Origin of the sequence: Collinsella sp. CLA-ER-H5, assembly GCF_040092375.1 — a bacterium.
GTDB lineage: Bacteria > Actinomycetota > Coriobacteriia > Coriobacteriales > Coriobacteriaceae > Collinsella.
The window spans coordinates 28,905-47,407 of sequence record NZ_JBBNLR010000014.1 but is presented as its reverse complement, the minus strand read 5'-3'; the positions used below and the strand labels follow the sequence as shown (position 1 = coordinate 47,407).

The following is an 18,503-nucleotide window of genomic DNA, read 5'->3' as shown; positions in this document are numbered from 1 at the left end:
TCAGTCTCTAGGCACCCAAGGTGCCAGAAAGGGTAGGTGAAGTCATATGGCAAAAGTCCGTGTGTCCACCCTGGCCAAAGAGTTCGGCATGACCTCTAAGGAACTGATGGGTCATCTCGCCGATATGAAGATTCCCGCTAAGTCCGCTTCCTCCACCTTGGAGGACGCCTATGTCGCCATGGTCCGCAAGCAGCTCGCCTCGGTGATCGAGGCCCGCGCCCAGGAAGTCGAGGCCGCCAAGCAGGCCGAGGAGCAGGCAGCTGCCGCCGAGGAGGCCGCTCGCGCCGCCGAGGCCGAGCGCGAGCGCATCGCCGCCGAGAAGGCCCGCGAGGAGGAGCGTCGCCAGTTTGCCGCAGCCCAGGCTGCCGAGGAGGCCGCCCGCGCCGAGGCCGAGGCTAAGAAGAAGGCCGAGCAGGAGCGTCTTGCCCGCGAGAAGGAGGAGGCTGCCCGCGAGGCCCAGCGCCGCGCCGTTCCCGCTTCCGACTCCGGTTCGCGCTTCCGTTCGCTGCTCGACCAGATCGCCGCACAGGAGACCGTGCTCAAGGAGAAGAAGGACGCCGAGGACAAGGCCAAGGCCGAGCGCGCCGCAGAGCGCGGTAACCGTCGTGGCGGCAATAACGACCGCCGCGGTGGCCGTCGTAACGATCGCAACGCTTCCGACAACAACTCCGAGCGCAATGCCTCCGAGAGCCGTCCGCACAGCCATCGCACCAACGCCAGCAACAACGTCGCTGCCGGCATGGACTTCCCCAACCCCGATAAGCAGGGCAAGGGCAAGAAGCGCAAGGGCGGTCACAACAACGAAGAGGACCACTACAGCCGCATGGCTCGCGAGGCCGAGGAGTACAGCCGCGAGAAGGTGCTCGAGGAGGCTCGTGCTGCCGTCGAGGAGGCCTCTCGCGAGTCCACCGGTCGCCGCAAGAAGCGCAAGGAGAAGCGCGAACGCGAGGCTGCCAAGGCTCAGGAGGAGCGCAAGATAGAGGAGGCGCTGGCCCAGGGCGTGAACCCCGAGGACCTCGACGCCATCAAGGTCTCCCAGGGCGTTACCGTCCAGGAGCTTGCCGAGGCGCTTGACGTTCCGGCCAACGACATCATCAAGCGCCTGTTCCTGCTGGGTACGCCGCTCACCATGACGCAGTCCATGTCCGACGACCTCGTCGAGCTCGTCGCCGACGACCTGGGCCGTCAGATTAAGATCATCACCCCCGAGGAGGAGAACACCTTCTCGTTCTACGACGATCCCGCCGACCTTAAGCCGCGCGCCCCGGTCGTCACCGTCATGGGCCACGTCGACCACGGTAAGACGTCGCTGCTCGACGCCATCCGTCATACCGGCGTTGCTGCCGGCGAGGCGGGCGGCATTACGCAGGCCATCGGCGCTTCGCAGGTCATGATCAACGACCGCAAGATCACCTTTATCGATACCCCGGGTCACGCCACCTTTACGGCTATGCGTGCCCGTGGTGCTAAGGTGACCGACATCGTCATTCTGATCGTGGCCGCCGACGACGGCGTCATGCCCCAGACGGTCGAGTCGATCAACCATGCCAAGGCCGCCGGCGTTCCCATCGTCGTCGCCGTCAACAAGATCGATAAGCCGGGCGCCAACCCCGACCGCGTGCGCCAGGAGCTCACCGAGTACGGCGTCATCCCCGAGGAGTGGGGCGGACAGAACATGTTCGTCAACATCTCGGCCAAGCAGAAGATCGGTATCGACGACCTTCTGGAGACCGTGCTGCTTCAGGCCGACGTTCTCGAGCTCAAGGCTAACCCGGACACCTTTGCCTCCGGCAACGTCCTCGAGGCCAAGCTCGACAAGGGCCGCGGCTCGGTCGCTACCGTGCTCGTGACCCGCGGTACCCTGCACGTGGGCGATACGCTGGTCGCCGGCCTTACCTACGGCCGCGTCCGCGCCATGCTCGACCCCAAGGGTCGCGCCGTCACCGAGGCCGGTCCCTCCGACGCCGTCGAGATTTTGGGCCTGCAGTCCGTGCCCAACGCCGGCGACGAGTTCCGCGTGTTTGAGGACGAGCGCGAGGCTCGCGCCCTTGCCGACGAGCGTTCGCTCAAGGCCCGTATCGAGGAGCAGAGCCGCGTCAAGCACGTCACGCTCGAGAACCTCTTCGAGACCATCGCCGACGCCGAGGTCAAGGAGCTCAACCTGATCATCAAGGCCGACGTCCAGGGTTCCATCGAGGCCCTTCAGGACTCGCTCGACAAGATGGATCAGTCCGAGGTTCGCATCAACACGATTCACTCCGCCGTTGGCGCCATCAACGAGACCGACGTGGTCCTGGCCGACGCCTCCAACGCCATCATCATCGGCTTTGGCGTCCGTCCCGACGGTAAGGCCCGCTCCGCCGCCGAGCGCGAGGGCGTCGAGATCCGTTGCTACGACGTCATCTACAAGTGCCTCGAGGAGCTCGACGCCGCCCGTATCGGCATGCTCAAGCCCACCGAGGTCGAGGTCGCCACGGGTACCGCGACCGTCCTTGACACCTTCAAGGTGCCCAAAGTCGGTATCGCCGCCGGTGTCCGCGTCGAGGAGGGCGAGATCGCCGCGACCGATTCCGTGCGCCTGGTGCGCGACGGTATCGTGGTCTTCAACGGCAAGATCGCCTCGATGCGCCACTACAAGGACGAGGCCAAGAGCCTCAAGAGCGGTTCCGAGGGCGGCATTGGCCTGGAGAACTTCCAGGACATCAAGCCCGGCGACCAGATCGAGGGTTACCGCATCGACCAGGTTGCCCGTACCGAGTAGGGGGTAGCGCTATGAAGCAAACGCAGGCAACCCGCCGTCTGGGCGAGCAGCTTCGCGAGAAGCTTGGTTATATCCTGCTCTTTGAGGTTTCCGATCCGCGTCTCGACCTAGTTACTTTGACCGCGGTCGAGGTCGCGGTGGACCGTTCGTTCGCGCGTGTGTACGTGTCGTGCGATGCGAGCCGCTACGATGAGGTCATGGAGGCGCTCGCAAGCGCCAAGGGCCGTATTCGCAGCCTGTTGGCTCGCTCGCTCGATTGGCGTGTTACGCCCGAGCTCGATTTTCGCATCGATCGCTCGACCGATGAGGCCGAGCGCATCACGCGTGCGCTGGAAAACGTTCCCGCCACGCTTGCGATCGAAAAGGACGAGGACGGCTATCCGATAGCGGATGCCGCCCAGGAGGCAGCTTTAGATGACTAATTCCGCCGACCTCGCCTCGTGCGAGTCTGCAGATATTCAGCGACGCATCCTCGAGCTCATCGAGGGTGCGTCCTCCATTGCGATTTCGGGACATACTTCTCCCGATGGCGATGCCTTGGGCTCCGTGCTGGGTCTGGGCCTCTCGCTCATGAAGTTTTTCCCCAACAAGGACATTGCCCTGCTGCTGGCAGACGATGACCCGGTTCCGCGTATCTACCGCTTTATGGAAGGCTCCGATCGCCTGGTGCCGGCATCTGCGTACACTGGCAATCCGGACCTGTTCATCTCGGTGGACGTACCGGTCGTCGAGCGCCTCAACGACTCTGCTGAGGTGCTTCGTCGCTCCAAGCATGTGGTGTGCTTCGATCACCATCCGGCTCGCGAGGAGTTTGCCGAACTGAGCCTGAGGCGTGTTGAAGCTGCAGCCTGCGCTATGATCATCGACCGCTTCTTGGACAACTGTGGCATTGTCGCCCGTGATGGCGTTGCGACCTGCCTGCTGTGCGGCTTGGTTACCGATACCGGCCGTTTTCAGTACCAAAACGCCGATGCCGCTGCGTTCCATGCGGCTTCGCGACTGGTTGCCCACGGTGCCGATCCGGCGCGTGTGGCACTCGAGGTATATCAGAGCATGCGCGTTGAGTTTTTGCACCTCAAGTCCATCGTTATGGGCCGCATCAAGACAGTGGCCCACGGGCGCGTCGCGTATAGCTACGCGTACCAGAGTGACCTTGAGGCTTGCGGTGTCACCTCGGATGAGTGCGACGGCCTGGTTGACGTGGTGCGCTCAGTGATGGGCGTCGAGGTCTGCATGTTCTTAAAGGGCATTGAGGGCGATACCAAGGTGCGTGGCAACCTGCGCTCCAAGGGGGACCTCGATGTGTCCGAGATTGCTGCCAACTTTGGCGGTGGCGGGCATCATGCTGCCGCCGGTTTCTCCAACAACGGAACGATTCTCGAGACGCTCACCGTGGCACTTCCCATGCTGGCCGAGCTGGTAGGGGAGGATCCCGCTTCGGTGACCGTCGAGCTTTAACTTTTTGGATGGTACATGGCTCGTCGTACGCCTTCACAACTGAATATGCTGCTCGCCGTCGATAAGCCGGTGGGCTGTACGTCCCACGATGTGGTCTCGCAATGCCGACGCGCCCTCCATGAGCGGCGCGTCGGCCATGCCGGCACGCTCGACCCCATGGCATCTGGCGTCATGGTGGTGGGTGTGGGCCAGGCCACCCGTCTGCTGGGCATGCTCACGCTCGATACCAAAAGCTACGTCGCCGATATTTCGTTTGGCGCCGAGACGAATACCGATGATGCGGAGGGCGAGGCGGTCCGCACGGTGGCTGTTGCCAACGAGCTCCGCGATCCTGCCTATGCGCGTGAGCAATTGGCCTCCATGCTGGGTCCGCAGATGCAGGTGCCGCCGGCGTTTTCGGCTATCTCGGTCAATGGCGTTCGTGCCTACAAGTCTGCTCGCGAGGGCAATGCGGTGGACCTACCTCCGCGTCCCGTCGAGGTCTATGCCGCCGACCTGATCGCCGTGGGCGGCGAAGGTGATACGTGCGTGTGGACCGTGGCGTTCTCGGTGAGCAAGGGAACCTATATCCGAGCGCTCGCTCGCGACCTGGGCCGCGCCTGCGAGAGCGCCGCGCACATTTCCGCGCTGCGCCGCACGGCCTCCGGTGTTGTTTCCATTGGCGCTTGTCATGCGGTCGAGGAGCTTTCTCCCGAGTCCGCGGCTGGCTTTGCCCTGGATCCCATTGCGGCCCTGGGCGCCACACGTGTTGACTTGCCGGGCAATCTTGCCGACGACCTTCTCTGCGGCCGACGCATTCCCGTTGAGCGTGCGCTTGCCGATTTCGATGCCTCGAAGGCGCCGTTTGCGTTGGTGCTCGATGGGGGACTCAAGGCGCTCGCCCGCATTGAGGGTGGCCGCTTTGTCATGGAGCACGTGTTTCCGCAGGCAATCGGCGGTGTTCGATGATGTTGTCCGTTCGCGAGCTCGCGCGTATCTTTTTCGCGGGCGAGTCGGACGAGGCTCGCATCGTTACTGCCGATGTGTTTGATAAGTGTGAGCACCTGGGTGCCGCATCGATTGCCATCGGCGTGTTCGACGGCGTTCACCGTGGACACCGGGAGCTCATTGCGGCGCTTGTCCGTGATGCCCGTGCCCATGGCTGCAAGGCGGTCGTAGTTACCTTCGATCCCGACCCGGACGTCGTGGTGAGCCCTTCGCCCGCTCAAAAATTGATGACGACGGCCGACCGTCTGCATGCCCTGGCTCAAACTGGGGTCGATGCGGTGGTGGCCGTTCCCTTTACGCCTGAGGTTGCGGCGCTTGACCATGTTGCTTTTCTCTCGCTGGTGTCGCGTCTGGTCGACATTCGATCGATTCGCGTTGGCAGCGACTTTAGGCTGGGTCGTGGCGGTGCTTCTGGTGTTGACGAGATGCGCGCCTGGGGTGCCGAGCGCGGCGTTGACGTATACGGGCACGACTTGCTTTGCGAGGGCGGTGAGGCCATTTGCGCCACCCGCATTCGTCATGAGCTGGGACAGGGCCATGTGGAGCTTGCTGCTGAGTTACTCGGCCGTCCGTATATGGTGCGTGGCGGTGTTATTCGCGGCCGTCACGAGGGTTCTGGCATGGGCTTTCCCACGGCAAACCTGCAGGTTCCCGACGGTATTCAGGTGCCTGCCGATGGCGTGTATGAGGGTCTGGTGCTGGTCGATGACACCGCGTGGCCCGCTGCCGTGAACGTCGGACTGCCGCCGACGTATGCCGACGATGTCGCTTCGGCGCATCTCGAGGCTAATTTAATTGGTTATACGGGCGACCTGTACGGCTCTTCTGTTTCGCTAGCGTTTACGCGTTGGCTGCGTCCGTCGCGTGTGTTCGATTCGCTGGATGAGTTGATTGCGACCGTCGAGGGTAATATCGAAGATATTCGTCACAACTTGGGCAAGCAGGGGGTGAGCATCCGTGATTAGCGATGAGGAAAAAGACCAGGTACGCGCTGCGTCTGACCTGGTTGCCATCGTGCAGGAAACGGTCGAGCTCAAGCCCCGCGGCCATGAGTTTTGGGGATGCTGCCCCTTCCATGGCGAAAAGACGCCGTCCTTCCACATTATCCCCGCCACGCAGGTGTGGCATTGCTTTGGCTGCGGCGAGGGTGGCGACGTTTTCACGTATATCATGAAGCGCGAGAACTTGAGCTTTCCCGAGTCAATCCGTTATTTGGCCGATCGCGCGGGTATTGAGCTGCATGACACCGGAGATCGCCGCGAGCGCGGCACCAAGCGTGCCCGCATCTACGATCTGTGCGCCGAGACCGCCCAGTTCTACCACACCATGCTCATGCGCGGTAAGGACGGCCGTCCGCGCGAGTACTTTGCCAGCCGCGGCATGGGCGGCGACGTCTGCCGCCGCTACTGCCTGGGCTTTGCACCGGGCCGTAACGCGCTGGTGTCGCACCTGTCCCAGGCGGGTTTTACCCCGCAGGAGATGATCGACGCCAACGTTGCCGTGAGCCGCGGGCGCGGGCAGCTTGCCGACCGCTTTTACGACCGCGTGATGTTCCCCATCTTTGACGAGCAGGGTCACAACATTGCCTTTGGCGGTCGCATTATGGGCGACGGTCAGCCTAAGTATCTCAACACCGCCGAGACGAGCGTGTTCCATAAAAAGCGAAACCTCTACGGTTTTAATTGGGCCAAGGAGTTTATCGTCGCGCAGGATACCGCCGTCGTGGTGGAGGGCTATACCGATTGCATCGCCTGCTGGGAGGCGGGGATTAAAAACGTTGTCGCCACGCTGGGCACCGCGCTCACGGAGCATCATGTCAAGACGCTCATCCGCTTTGCCAAGCGCATCGTGTACATGTTCGATGGTGACGCCGCCGGCCAAAAGGCCGCTCGCCGTGCGATTCAGTTTATTGAGCAGGATTCGATGGACCTGCGCTGTGTGGTGCTGCCCGACGGTAACGATCCCATGGAGTTCATCACGGCGCACGGCGGAGAGGAGCTGCAGAAACGCATTGACGCCGCCGAGCCTCTCATGGACTTTGTGTACCGTTCGCTGCAGGAGTCGAGTGACATCACCACGCCGGGCGGTCGCGCCAAGGCGCTGGAGGATGCGCTGACGCTTATCTATCCGTTGCGCGACAGCTATATGATCGACACGTACTTTATCCAGATTGCCGACCTGTTGGGTTTGGATCTGGAGACCGTGCGCGCGAGCTCGGGCCGTGTGTTTCGCGATGTCGCCAAGCGCGAGGATGTGGAACGACGTCGTGAGCAGAACTATGAGCGCCAGCGGGCACAGGCTGAGCGGTCCGGTAGCGCGGGCGGTCGGACGTCGGGTTCTCGCGATGCCGGTCGCGGTGCTTGGGCATCGGGCGCGAAGCCGCCGGTGTCCGCGCCGGTCGAAGAAGAGCCGTACGACTACGTCCCGCTTGATGCCTACGGTGCCGCGCCCGTGGAGGTCGTCGAAGATCTTCCGCCGATCGATGTGCCTGATGGTATGGGCGCTGTGCCTGCGGCTGACGGTTCGGGCGCACCGGCTGCGGCGGCGCCGATGGTTCTTACCGATCTTGAACGCAAGTCCTTGGCAGGGGAGCGCGAACTGTTGACGATGCTCACGAGCTACCCCGACCTGTTCCGCACGTATGCCGACCGCATCTGCTCCATCGAGTGGGTTGACCCACGTCACGAGTCCATCGCATGGGCCGTTCTGGCAACGCCGCCGGGAACCGATCCTGCAGCCTGCATGGATGCGGCGCGCTCAGTGTGTCCCGATGCGGCAACGCTTGTGAGTGCCGGGCGCATCTCGGCGACGAGCAAGCACCCCACCGAGACGAACATCGTGTTTATGCTCGATACGCTCGAGCTCTACACCATCAAGCGTCGCATGCGTGCCGCACAGGCCAAGCTGCGCCAGGACCGTTCGCTCGATGATGAGGCCCGTCGCGCGCTGACCGTGCAGGCCGCGCAGGATTCGCAGCGTCAGCGCGAACTGCAAAAGTCGATCGGCGGCGTGGCAGACCCGTTTCGTTTGATCGGCCTGGAGGCCGCAGGCACCGAACAAGCCTAGATGTTGTGGTCAACCAGCGTATTCTCGCCTATATCCAGTCCTCTTTTTGGGTATAGACGTCACTGTGTGTGCTAAAGTATTGAGTCCTGTGGACTATGAAGGGAGAATCTGTGCCAAAAAAGACTGAGAGCACGGGTACTGGGCTGGAATCCTACGTTGCAAAGCTTATGGGCAACGGCTCAAACAGGACTTCGGTAACCGAGGACGAGATTCAGGTCGCCCTGAAGGATATCGATGTAACTGATGAGCAGCTCACCGCGGTGTATTCCGCGCTGCGCAACAGCGGCATCCAGATTATCTCCGCGAGCGGTAACGACGACGCCCCCATGGACGTCGACGATGACGATAACGATACCGATACCGACGATTTCGATGACGACGACGAGCACGATTCCGGCTCGCTCGACGATCACGAGCTCAAGATGGCCCGTCAAGCCGACGCCGAGATGGGTTCTTCCAAGAGCAAGAAGAAGCGCGCCGTGCGCACGTCCCGTTCGCGTTCGCGCGTGCGCGGCATCGACGCCTCCACGGTGATGCTGACCGGCGACCCGGTCCGTATGTACCTCAAGGAGATCGGCAAGGTCGACCTGCTGACCGCCTCCGAAGAGGTCGATCTGGCTATGAAGATCGAGGCCGGTCTTGAGGCCACCGAGAAGCTCGAGGCTGCCGATGCTGGTGAGCTCGAACTCACGCGTGCCGAGATGCGTCGTCTTACGCGCATTGAGAACGTGGGCCTCGAAGCCAAGCAGGCGCTCATCAGCGCAAACCTTCGTCTGGTCGTCTCCATCGCCAAGCGCTATGTCGGTCGCGGCATGCTTTTCCTGGACCTGATCCAGGAGGGCAACCTCGGTCTGATTCGCGCCGTCGAGAAGTTCGACTACCAGAAGGGCTTTAAGTTCTCCACGTACGCCACGTGGTGGATCCGTCAGGCCATCACGCGCGCGATCGCCGACCAGGCCCGTACCATCCGTATTCCCGTGCACATGGTCGAGACCATCAACAAGCTCGTCCGTGTGCAGCGCCAGCTCCTTCAGGACCTGGGTCGCGACCCGACCCCCGAGGAGATCGGTGCCGAGATGGACATGAGCGCCGACCGTGTCCGCGAGATCCAGAAGATCTCGCAGGAGCCCGTGTCGCTCGAGACCCCCATCGGCGAGGAAGAGGATTCCCAGCTGGGCGATTTCATCGAGGACTCCCAGGCTATCGTTCCGCCCGATGCGGCCAGCTTCTCCATGCTGCAGGAGCAGCTCACCCAGGTGCTCGACTCGCTTGCCGATCGTGAGCGCAAGGTTATCGAGCTGCGCTTTGGTCTTGTCGACGGACATCCCCGTACGCTCGAGGAGGTCGGCCGCGAGTTTGGCGTCACGCGCGAGCGCATCCGCCAGATCGAGTCCAAGACCCTGGCCAAGCTCCGCCATCCCAGCCGTAGCAGCAAGCTCAAAGACTATATCGAGAGCTAGTCAAGCAAGAAGCGCCCTCAAGCACATCTGCTTGGGGGCGCTTTCATGTAGTCGTTGGGGACGTTCTTGAATGACTAGTCGTTCAAGAACGTCCCCAATGACTGGGTCGGAAAATTTCTTAAAAAAGTTCTTGCCCTAAGCTGATTCGTCCGTATAATAAACTTCGTTGCTTGAGAGCACGCACCTATTCCTCGGTAGCTCAATGGTAGAGCACGCGGCTGTTAACCGCGCTGTTGTAGGTTCGAGTCCTACCCGGGGAGCCAGAATTTTCCAGCCCTTTCCGTTGGGCTTTAAATTCCTCGGTAGCTCAATGGTAGAGCACGCGGCTGTTAACCGCGCTGTTGTAGGTTCGAGTCCTACCCGGGGAGCCAGGTTGTAAAACCCGTCGCTTATGCGGCGGGTTTTTTCATGCCGCGATCGCTGTTCGCGAACGTTACCGTATCAACATTTCGTGTCGAGGATGTAATCCCGAGGCTCGCCACCTCAACATGGCGCGGTCGTTGTAGAATATTGCAATGATTGCTCCCACGAGATGGTGCCGCGAGCACCAGATAAGGAGATTCTTGTGTCTGAGACCATTAACGGCAGCCTGAGCGTCTCGAACGACGTTATTGCCGATATTGCCGGTTATGCCGCGATGACGTGCTATGGCGTCGTCGGTATGGCTGAGCAGCTCCAGGGCGCCGAGAGCGTGCGCCTGCTTGCCGGTCAGCGCCTCCGCAAGGGCGTGCTTGTCTCCGCCGACGAGAACGGCCTTACGGTCGATCTTCACGTCGTGCTCGAGAACGGCGTCAACATGAAGTCCGTCTGCCACAATCTTTCGAGCTCCGTTGCCTTCACCCTGCAGGAGATCGCCCAGATCGATCCCGCCAGCCTTAAGATCGGCATCCATATCGACGCGCTCAAGAGCCGTCTGAACTAGCATCCGAAAACGGAGATTCAAATACCCATGATTGCAAAGACCATTCGCACCTGTTTTCCGATCGCTGCGGCTGCTGTTTCCGACAAGGCCGAGGAGATCAACAAGCTCAACGTCTTCCCCGTACCCGACGGCGACACCGGTACCAACATGTCGCTCACGCTCGCTTCGGTGACCAAGGAGCTCTCCGCCCTTCCTGCCGATGCCGATATGGAAGCCATCGCCGGCGCCATCACCCACGGCTCCCTCATGGGCGCCCGCGGCAACTCCGGTGTCATCACCTCGCAGATCCTGCGCGGTGTGGCCGAGGGTCTCGTCTCTGCCGACGATCCCATTACGTCCGCCAACATCGCCTATGCGTTCCGTCGTGCCGTCAAGGTCGCCTTCCAGGCCGTCCGTAAGCCCATCGAGGGCACGATCCTCACGGTGCTGCGCGATGTCTCGACTAAGGCCGACGAGTGCGAGAAGAAGAAGTTCTCGGCTGAGGATTCGCTCGATGCCATCGTCGTTGAGGCGTATCAGTCCGTCGCTCGCACGCCCGACTTGCTGCCCGTCCTCAAAGAGAACGGCGTGGTCGACTCCGGCGCCTTTGGCTTTGCCATCTTCCTGGAGAACTTTGTTGCCGCCGCGCTTGGCCGCAGCACCGTTGTCGAGGATTTCTCCGCCACGTTTGATTCCGCTGGCTCTGCCCGCGATGCGGCCCTTGGTCGCGTTGAGATCGAGGCCAATGACGATTGGGAGGGCTCGGAGTTCCGCTACTGCAACGAGTTCCTCTTTAAGGCCGACGCCCCGTTTGACGAGGACGAGTGCCTTAAGTTCCTGGGCTCCATGGGCGACTGCGAGCTGCTCGTGGGTGCCTACCCCGACTACAAGATCCATGTGCACTCCAACACCCCCAACCTGGTGCTCGAGCACATGCTGCAGCTTGGTCAGATCTATGAGGTCTTTATCCACAACATGGAGATGGAGGCCCACGACCGTACCGCTAAGATTCACGAGGACCAGGAGAAGGCCGCCGAGCCCGCCAAGGCCTTGGGCTTTGTCGCCGTTGCCGCCGGTTCCGGCGAGGCAGACATCCTCAAGTCCCTCGGCGTTGACGTGATCGTCTCGGGTGGCCAGACCATGAACCCCTCGACCGCCGACCTGCTGGGCGCCGTCGACCAGGTCAACGCGACCTCGGTCATCATTTTGCCCAACAACGGTAACATCCGCATGGCTGCCGAGGCCGCTGCCTCTGCCTGCGCCGATAAGAAGGTCGCCGTCGTTCCCACGAAGACCGTCCCGCAGGCCTTCTCCGCGCTGTTCGCGGTCCTGCCCGATTCCGAGCTTGAGGACGCCGTCGCCGCCATGGTCGACGCCATCAGCGAGGTCCGCGATGGCGAGGTCACCCGCGCCGTGCGCGATTCCAGCGCCTCGGACGGCTCGCCGATTCACTCCGGCGACGTCATGGGCATCATTGCCGGCTCCATCGACGTGGTCGGCTCCGACGTGAAGCAGGTCACGCTCGACTGCATCAACCGCATGCAGGAGGAAGAGGAGGGTGACGCGCTGACGATTCTGGCCGGCGAGGAGCTGTCCGATGAGGCCTTCCAGGAGATCGTCGACGCTATCGAGGAGGCTCAGCCCGACCTGGAGATCGACGCCCATCGTGGCGAGCAGCCGCTCTATCCCGTGATCTTCTCGATCGAGTAGGCAACTGCCCATGTCCGAGCTGTGCTCCGTGCCGCGCGTCTCGGAGCGCTTTGCCCAGAGCAATGCGCTCGACGAAGATATCGCGCGACTCAAATATGTTTCGGGTAAACGTGAGGAGGCCCTTCGCCGTCTGGGAATTCGGACAGTGGGGGACCTCCTTCTCCATATTCCTCATCGATACCTCGACTTTACCCGTTCGTGGTCCATCGAGATGGCGCCCATCGGTACCGTGTGCACCATCATCGCCACGGTCGATCGTATCGTCCAAAAGCAGCCGCGTCCGCGCATGCAGGTGACCGAGGTCTCACTCGTTGACGAGACGGGCGTGCTGCAGGTCGCCTTTTTCCGCCAGCCCTGGATTGCCCAACAGCTTAAGCAGGGCGACCGCCTGGCCGTGATGGGCAAGGTTGAATTTGCCTACGGTTTTAAGCAGATGGCCTCGCCGCACTTTGAAAAGCTCGAGGATGGGCGTGCCGCAGGCACCATCCTGCCGGTCCATTATGTGAGTGACGGCGTGAGCCAGGCGTGGATGCGCCGCATCGTAAGCGGCGCGCTCGAGGTCGTCGGCAATCCCTTCGACCCGATTCCCGCACGCTTGCGCGTCAAGCGACGCCTGATGAGCAATGCCCGCGCGCTTCGATCGATCCACTTTCCATCGAGTATGGCTGAGCGGGATATCGCGCGACGTCGCCTTGCTTATGAGGAGTGCCTTTACCTTCAGCTGGCGCTGCGCCTGCGCAACGATGGCGGCCTAGTCGATGTGGTGCCCTATGCCCACACCGCGGGCGAGCACCTGGCCGCACTCAAGCAAGCCCTGCCGTTTTCGCTGAGCGACGAGCAGGAGGCCGCGTTCCAAGATATCCTGCGCGATATGTGCGATGGCGGGCGCGTGATGAACCGCCTGCTGCTGGGCGATGTCGGTACCGGTAAGACCGCCGTTGCCGCCTGCGCGCTGGCTGTGGCTGCCGATAGCGGCACGCAGGCCTGTGTTATGGCGCCCACGGGCGTGCTGGCGCGCCAATATGCCGATAAGACCGGCCCTCTGCTCTCTCAGGCCGGCATGTCCTGGGCGCTTCTGACGGGTGCCACGCCGGCCGCAGAGCGCGAGCGCATTCATGCCCAGCTGGAATCGGGCGAGCTCGACGTGCTCTTTGGCACCCACGCGGTGCTTTCAGATAACGTTGCGTTCAAGCATCTGTCGCTCGTGGTCATCGATGAACAGCACCGGTTTGGTGTGGGCCAGCGCAATGCCCTGCGCGCCAAGGGCCCCGGTGCGGACCTGCTCGTTATGACGGCGACGCCGATCCCGCGTACGTTGGCGCTCTCTGTCTATGGCGACCTGGACACGAGCATCATTCGCCATCGGCCTGTTCCGGGGGCAGGCGTTACGACACGCGTGCTCACCGAGTCGAGCCGTGACTTGGCCTACGGCGCCATCCGCGAGGCGCATGAAAAGGGCCAGCAGGCCTATGTGATCTGCCCCCTCGTGGAGCCGAGTGACTCGGCCGATGAGCTGGAAGACGTGCCCGGTATTGCCCGCGACGATGAGGGCCGCGTAACCGTCCCCGTGCCGCTGCACGATACGGCAACCGAGCTCGACCGCCTGCGCCTGGCGTTGCCGGGTCTTGTCATCGAGCGCCTTCACGGCCGCATGCCGGCGGGGGAGAAGGACCGCGTGATCGATGCCTTCAAGCGCGGCGAGATCGACGTGCTCGTATCGACCACGGTGGTCGAGGTGGGTGTCGACGTGCCCAACGCCACCGTCATGGTCATCGAGAACGGTGAGCGCTTTGGCTTGGCGGCCCTGCACCAGCTGCGCGGTCGCGTGGGCCGCGGCAGCGTGTCGGGCACGTGCCTGGTCATGACGCACTCCAAGGGCAACGGCGGCGCGTCGGCGGCGCAAGATCGTCTGCAATCGCTCGAAAAAACCTCGGATGGCTTTACGCTCGCCCAGATGGACCTGCGCCTGCGCCACGAGGGCGAAATCCTGGGGTACCGCCAGCACGGCGGTGTGACCTTGCGCTTTGTGGACCTGGACGCCGATGAGGACCTTATCGAATGGGCCCATTTGGACGCGGTCGAGCTCTTGAGGTATGCTTGCAACCTTGACTCTGTGGCGACGCGTCCCTTGCGCGACGCGGTCGCCATGCGTTATCGACATATCTTTAAGGAGGTCAGCGGAGGATGAGAATCATCGGCGGCGAATGGCGCGGTCGTAAGATCGAGGAGCCCCGTGGTCGCGATGTCACCCGCCCCACGACTGATCGCGTGCGCGAGGCGTGCGCATCTATGGTCATGTCGGCATTCGATTTCGATTTGGACGAAGTTCGTGTGCTGGACGCCTTTGGCGGCTCCGGTGCCTTAGGGTTAGAGATGCTCTCTCGTGGGGCCCGCTCGCTCACGACGTTTGAGATCGATCGCAACGCCGCGCGGCTCATTACCAAGAATATCGAGTCGCTCTGCCGCGACCGTGCGCGTTGGCGCGTGGTCACGGGCGACATGCTGGCGAGTGCCTCGCGCGGTCGTGTACCGGGCGGCCCCTTTGATCTGGTCCTACTCGACCCGCCCTATGCTTTTGGTGCCGAGCCGGTCGAGGAACTGCTACAGAACTTGGCTCAGCAGGGTCTGCTTGCACCTGGCGCTTATGCCCTGTTTGAGCATGCCGCCGCCGATGCGGGCGCGCATCCGGCAGACTTTGAGACTGTACGTGAGAAGCGCTACGGCATTACCTCGGTCGACCTGCTTCGTTGGGTCGGCGATGACGATGGTGAGGGCGATAGCGCCGGCACCGATGCTGACAACAACGATGCCACGACGTTTCAGGAGGATGCTCATGAGTGACACCATCAATCGCGTGATCGTCCCGGGCACCTTCGATCCCATCACGTTTGGCCATATCGATGTGATCCGCCGCGCCCGCCGCATCTTTCCCAGCGTGATCGTCGCTGTTGCCGAGTCGCAGGGTAAAAACGGTGTGGGCACCACGTTTACGCTCGATGAGCGCGTGGCGCTGGCCCGCGAGGCGCTCGGTGATATCGACGGCGTTGAGGTCCTGCCCTTTACCGGCCTGCTGGTCGACTTCGCTCGTGAGCAGGGGGCGGGGGCCGTGGTCAAGGGCCTGCGCGCCATGACCGACTTTGAGTACGAGCTGCAGCAGGCCGACCTCAACTATCGCTTGGATAACGAGCTGGAGTCCATCTTTGTCATGAGCGCGCCGCAGTACGGCTATATCTCAAGCTCGGTTGTTCGCCAGATCGCCTCGCTCGGTAGTGACGTATCGACGTTTGTCCCGCCCAACGTGGTCGAAGCGCTCAAACATCGCTTTTCGTGACGTTTCTTATTGCCTGGTGGCATGTGGTAAACTAGCACGATGATATGTTACCTATGAAAGGAGACCGGATGCCGGGCGAGAATTTTCCTGGCGATAGGATCGTCAGCTTGGTCGATGAGCTCGAAGGGCTGATCGAGGAAGCCAAGCCGCCTTTCGGCAAGAACGCTCAGTTCAAGGTCATCGACGCCGACGTGTTCTTCAACATCCTCGACGAGATCCGCATGAGCTATCCCGAGGAGTGGCAGAAGTCCCGCCGTATCCTTAAGGAGCGCGAGGAGCTTATGGCTTCCGCCGCCGCTCAGGCCGATTCCATCATCGCCGACGCTCAGCAGCAGGCCCTCACCATTGCCGGTGAGCAGGAGATCGTCCGCCTTGCGCAGCAGCAGGCCGACGACATCCGCGATCGTGCCCAGCAGTACGAGCGCGAGACGCGTTATGCTGCCGAGGACTACGCAGAGCAGGTCTTTACGCACCTTGAGGAAAACCTCAAGAGTCTGACCGGCACCGTTACCCGTTGCCGTCAGCAGCTCAACGAGGGTGCCGCCCAACAGAATGGTCAGTGGTAATGGCTGAGTTCCCGAGCGTTACCGTCGATCTTTCTGAGCAGCTCGAGTTTCCTGGAGATTCGTATCCGCTGACCGGTAAGGTCGATGTCCCCACCTACACGGTGGGCGAGAAGGACTACCAGCTGCAGGACGGCATCGACTACGACGTTGTCTTTACCAATGCCGGTACCGGCGTCTTGCTCACGGGTATGGTCCGCGCGCACGCCACCGGCGAGTGCGACCGTTGCCTGGAGCCCGCCTCGTTTGATATCGCCGGCGAGATCGAGGAGTTCTACCTCTTTGAGGAGCCCGAGGATCCCGAGGCCTACGAGGACGGCTACGAGCTCCTGGGTGAGGACCGTCTAGTCGATCTGGGTGAGCCCATCAATGACGCGGTCGTTATGGACACGCCGTTTGTAGTGCTCTGCAAGCCCGATTGCCGTGGTCTGTGCCCCACATGCGGTTGCAATCTCAACGTCGAGCAATGCGATTGCGCCGCCCAGGCAGAGGCGGAATGGGCCGCTGCCACGGAAAATCCATTTGCAGCATTGAAGAATCTCAAGCTCGATGAGTAAAACTGTGGTAGTATCGCTACTTGCGCGTAATCGCCACACTGGATAGTTCATAAGGAAGGTCACTATGCCCGTACCTAAACAAAAGCAGGGTCGTATCCGCACTCACACCCGTCGTTCCGCCAACATGAAGATCTCGGCTGCGGCTCAGTCCACGTGCCCCCGTTGCGGCGCTGTCAAGCTTCCGCACCACGTGTGCCCCAGCTGCGGTTTCTACAAGGACCGCGAGGTTATCGTTACCGAGTAACGGTATACTCTGGATGCGATGCCGTTCCAAATGGAACCACAATGGCCGGCTCAATGAGTCGGCCATTTTTGTATAAGGAGCATGTATATGAGTAACGTTCGCGTTTGTGTAGACGTTGTGGGTGGAGACGAGAAACCTCAGGTCGTTCTCGATGGTATCGAGGCTGCACTTGCCGCCGATCCCGATATCGAGGTCTTGGCAGCTGGCCCCGCCGAAATCGTCAATCCCTTTGCTGCTTCCCACGCACGTGTTGAGGCCCTTGAGGCACCCGACGTTATCGCCATGGATGACGATCCCATTCGCGCCGTGATGACCAAGCGCAAGTCTTCGATTGTGCTTTCCTGCCGCGCCATTAAGAAGGGCAACGCGGACGCGTTCTTCTCTGCTGGTTCTACTGGTGCTATGACCGCCGCGGCCACCGCTTACGTGACGCCATTTAGGTATCAGGCCGAGGGCAAGAAGCAGCCGGTGCGTCCGTGCCTCACCAATGCGCTGCCCAATCGTTCCGGCGGCCTGACGGTCCTGTGCGACATGGGCGCCAACCCCGATGTCGAGGTCGATGACATGGTGCGTTTTGCTCAGATGGGTAGCGCCTATGCTCGCGTCGTCCTGGGCATCGAGCATCCCCGCGTGGGCCTGCTTGCTAACGGCACCGAGGACGAGAAGGGCTCCAACTTTACCAAGGCCTGCTTCCCGGCCATGAAAGCCGCCGTTCCCGGCTTTTTTGGTAACTGCGAGGGAACGGACATCACCTCCGGTAACTTCGATGTCGTCGTTGCCGATGGCATGTCGGGCAATATTGCGCTCAAGGCCACCGAGGGCGCTGCCAAGTTTTTGCTGCAGGAACTCAAGGGTGCCTTTATGTCTTCGCTTGGCACCAAGATCGCCGCGCTGCTCATTAAAAAGCAGATGCGCGAGATAAAGGCCAAGCTTTCGGGCGACGCCAAGGGTGGCGCGATTCTTTTGGGCCTGCGCGGCGTGGTCCTGATCGGCCATGGCGCCACTTCGGTCGAGGCTGTTAAAAACGGTACGCTCGCGGCGGCCGAAGCCGTGCGCGCCGGGCTGGTCGAGAATGTCGCCAACTCCATGGACGGCATCGTTTTATAACAGCGGCGTTATGCGTCTCGGGGCGTGCGTCGTGGGGTAGAATCAGAACCGTGTCTTGGTACCGCCCGGGCGGTACCATTCTTTTGGTATTCATGCACTATGAGAGGAAGCGCTATGGACCGCTCCGAAATCTTCGACAAGATCGTCGAGGTCGCTGCTGACGTTCTGGGCGTCGATGTTGCCGAAATTAGCGATGAGACCACCTTTGACGACCTCGATGCCAACTCGCTCGAGCGCCTGCAGCTGGTTACGGCTATCGAGGACGAGTTCAACCTCGAGATCGATGACGAGACTCTGCTCTCGCTCAACTCTGTCGCCGACGCCGTCGACGCGATCGAAAATGCCAGGGAGGCCTAAG

The 18,503-nt window shown here is 61.8% G+C and carries 17 protein-coding genes and 2 tRNA genes; all 19 read left to right on the top strand.

Going from position 1 to position 18,503, the window contains the following annotated elements:
• Positions 1 to 46: 46 nt before the first annotated feature.
• Positions 47 to 2,761, top strand: coding sequence for a translation initiation factor IF-2 (gene infB, locus AAAX31_RS06540; RefSeq protein ID WP_006234040.1), 2,715 nt, complete (start codon positions 47 to 49; stop codon positions 2,759 to 2,761).
• 11 nt (positions 2,762 to 2,772) lie between these two features.
• Positions 2,773 to 3,183: a 30S ribosome-binding factor RbfA gene (gene rbfA, locus AAAX31_RS06535; RefSeq protein ID WP_006234038.1), complete on the top strand. Its 411-nt coding sequence runs from the start codon at positions 2,773 to 2,775 to the stop codon at positions 3,181 to 3,183.
• Positions 3,176 to 4,219, top strand: a complete 1,044-nt coding sequence (locus tag AAAX31_RS06530) for a DHH family phosphoesterase (RefSeq protein ID WP_217107850.1) — start codon at positions 3,176 to 3,178, stop codon at positions 4,217 to 4,219. The genes rbfA and AAAX31_RS06530 overlap by 8 nt, the downstream gene beginning before the upstream one ends.
• Positions 4,220 to 4,234: 15 nt before the next feature.
• Complete coding sequence (gene truB / locus AAAX31_RS06525) at positions 4,235 to 5,167, top strand: tRNA pseudouridine(55) synthase TruB (RefSeq protein ID WP_217107851.1); 933 nt, start codon at positions 4,235 to 4,237, stop codon at positions 5,165 to 5,167.
• Positions 5,164 to 6,171, top strand: coding sequence for a riboflavin biosynthesis protein RibF (gene ribF, locus AAAX31_RS06520; protein ID WP_226790715.1), 1,008 nt, complete (start codon positions 5,164 to 5,166; stop codon positions 6,169 to 6,171). The genes truB and ribF overlap by 4 nt, the downstream gene beginning before the upstream one ends.
• Positions 6,164 to 8,272, top strand: coding sequence for a DNA primase (gene dnaG, locus AAAX31_RS06515; RefSeq protein WP_217107852.1), 2,109 nt, complete (start codon positions 6,164 to 6,166; stop codon positions 8,270 to 8,272). Before ribF ends, dnaG begins: the two co-directional genes overlap by 8 nt.
• A 110-nt stretch (positions 8,273 to 8,382) precedes the next feature.
• Positions 8,383 to 9,732: an RNA polymerase sigma factor RpoD gene (gene rpoD / locus AAAX31_RS06510; protein WP_217107853.1), complete on the top strand. Its 1,350-nt coding sequence runs from the start codon at positions 8,383 to 8,385 to the stop codon at positions 9,730 to 9,732.
• Between the two features lie 188 nt (positions 9,733 to 9,920).
• A tRNA-Asn gene (locus AAAX31_RS06505) sits at positions 9,921 to 9,995 on the top strand.
• Positions 9,996 to 10,028: 33 nt separating this feature from the next.
• Positions 10,029 to 10,103 (top strand) — tRNA-Asn (locus AAAX31_RS06500).
• A 161-nt stretch (positions 10,104 to 10,264) separates the two neighbouring features.
• Entirely contained in the window at positions 10,265 to 10,654 is a 390-nt protein-coding gene (locus AAAX31_RS06495; RefSeq protein ID WP_187361832.1) for an Asp23/Gls24 family envelope stress response protein, read from the top strand.
• 27 nt (positions 10,655 to 10,681) lie between these two features.
• Complete coding sequence (locus AAAX31_RS06490; RefSeq protein ID WP_217107854.1) at positions 10,682 to 12,343, top strand: DAK2 domain-containing protein; 1,662 nt, start codon at positions 10,682 to 10,684, stop codon at positions 12,341 to 12,343.
• A gap of 10 nt (positions 12,344 to 12,353) precedes the next feature.
• Positions 12,354 to 14,531, top strand: coding sequence for an ATP-dependent DNA helicase RecG (recG, locus tag AAAX31_RS06485; RefSeq protein WP_217107855.1), 2,178 nt, complete (start codon positions 12,354 to 12,356; stop codon positions 14,529 to 14,531).
• A complete protein-coding gene (gene rsmD, locus AAAX31_RS06480) occupies positions 14,528 to 15,184 on the top strand; it encodes a 16S rRNA (guanine(966)-N(2))-methyltransferase RsmD (RefSeq protein ID WP_217107856.1) in 657 nt (218 codons plus the stop codon). The genes recG and rsmD overlap by 4 nt, the downstream gene beginning before the upstream one ends.
• Positions 15,177 to 15,674: a pantetheine-phosphate adenylyltransferase gene (coaD, locus tag AAAX31_RS06475; protein ID WP_117820276.1), complete on the top strand. Its 498-nt coding sequence runs from the start codon at positions 15,177 to 15,179 to the stop codon at positions 15,672 to 15,674. The genes rsmD and coaD overlap by 8 nt, the downstream gene beginning before the upstream one ends.
• A 68-nt stretch (positions 15,675 to 15,742) precedes the next feature.
• Entirely contained in the window at positions 15,743 to 16,240 is a 498-nt protein-coding gene (locus tag AAAX31_RS06470; RefSeq protein WP_040358176.1) for an ATPase, read from the top strand.
• Complete coding sequence (locus AAAX31_RS06465; RefSeq protein WP_217107857.1) at positions 16,240 to 16,794, top strand: DUF177 domain-containing protein; 555 nt, start codon at positions 16,240 to 16,242, stop codon at positions 16,792 to 16,794. Before AAAX31_RS06470 ends, AAAX31_RS06465 begins: the two co-directional genes overlap by 1 nt.
• Before the next feature lie 64 nt (positions 16,795 to 16,858).
• Entirely contained in the window at positions 16,859 to 17,038 is a 180-nt protein-coding gene (gene rpmF / locus AAAX31_RS06460) for a 50S ribosomal protein L32 (protein ID WP_022094017.1), read from the top strand.
• Positions 17,039 to 17,125: 87 nt separating this feature from the next.
• Positions 17,126 to 18,145 carry a phosphate acyltransferase PlsX gene (plsX, locus tag AAAX31_RS06455; protein WP_217107858.1) on the top strand — a complete coding sequence of 340 codons (1,020 nt, stop codon included), beginning with the start codon at positions 17,126 to 17,128 and terminating at the stop codon, positions 18,143 to 18,145.
• 114 nt (positions 18,146 to 18,259) lie between these two features.
• The gene (locus AAAX31_RS06450) at positions 18,260 to 18,502 is read left to right on the top strand and encodes an acyl carrier protein (protein WP_349076610.1); all 243 of its coding nucleotides are present in this window, start codon (positions 18,260 to 18,262) and stop codon (positions 18,500 to 18,502) included.
• Position 18,503: the final 1 nt, after the last annotated feature.

Excerpts from the sequence above, each read along its gene's own strand:
- infB (WP_006234040.1), top strand. The coding sequence starts at position 47 with ATGGCAAAAGTCCGTGTGTCCACCCTGGCCAAAGAGTTCGGCATGACC.
- rbfA (WP_006234038.1), top strand. The coding sequence starts at position 2,773 with ATGAAGCAAACGCAGGCAACCCGCCGTCTGGGCGAGCAGCTTCGCGAG.
- AAAX31_RS06530 (WP_217107850.1), top strand. The coding sequence starts at position 3,176 with ATGACTAATTCCGCCGACCTCGCCTCGTGCGAGTCTGCAGATATTCAG.
- truB (WP_217107851.1), top strand. The coding sequence starts at position 4,235 with ATGGCTCGTCGTACGCCTTCACAACTGAATATGCTGCTCGCCGTCGAT.
- ribF (WP_226790715.1), top strand. The coding sequence starts at position 5,164 with ATGATGTTGTCCGTTCGCGAGCTCGCGCGTATCTTTTTCGCGGGCGAG.
- AAAX31_RS06495 (WP_187361832.1), top strand. The coding sequence starts at position 10,265 with ATGGTGCCGCGAGCACCAGATAAGGAGATTCTTGTGTCTGAGACCATT.
- AAAX31_RS06490 (WP_217107854.1), top strand. The coding sequence starts at position 10,682 with ATGATTGCAAAGACCATTCGCACCTGTTTTCCGATCGCTGCGGCTGCT.
- recG (WP_217107855.1), top strand. The coding sequence starts at position 12,354 with ATGTCCGAGCTGTGCTCCGTGCCGCGCGTCTCGGAGCGCTTTGCCCAG.
- rsmD (WP_217107856.1), top strand. The coding sequence starts at position 14,528 with ATGAGAATCATCGGCGGCGAATGGCGCGGTCGTAAGATCGAGGAGCCC.
- coaD (WP_117820276.1), top strand. The coding sequence starts at position 15,177 with ATGAGTGACACCATCAATCGCGTGATCGTCCCGGGCACCTTCGATCCC.
- AAAX31_RS06470 (WP_040358176.1), top strand. The coding sequence starts at position 15,743 with ATGCCGGGCGAGAATTTTCCTGGCGATAGGATCGTCAGCTTGGTCGAT.
- AAAX31_RS06465 (WP_217107857.1), top strand. The coding sequence starts at position 16,240 with ATGGCTGAGTTCCCGAGCGTTACCGTCGATCTTTCTGAGCAGCTCGAG.
- rpmF (WP_022094017.1), top strand. The coding sequence starts at position 16,859 with ATGCCCGTACCTAAACAAAAGCAGGGTCGTATCCGCACTCACACCCGT.
- plsX (WP_217107858.1), top strand. The coding sequence starts at position 17,126 with ATGAGTAACGTTCGCGTTTGTGTAGACGTTGTGGGTGGAGACGAGAAA.
- AAAX31_RS06450 (WP_349076610.1), top strand. The coding sequence starts at position 18,260 with ATGGACCGCTCCGAAATCTTCGACAAGATCGTCGAGGTCGCTGCTGAC.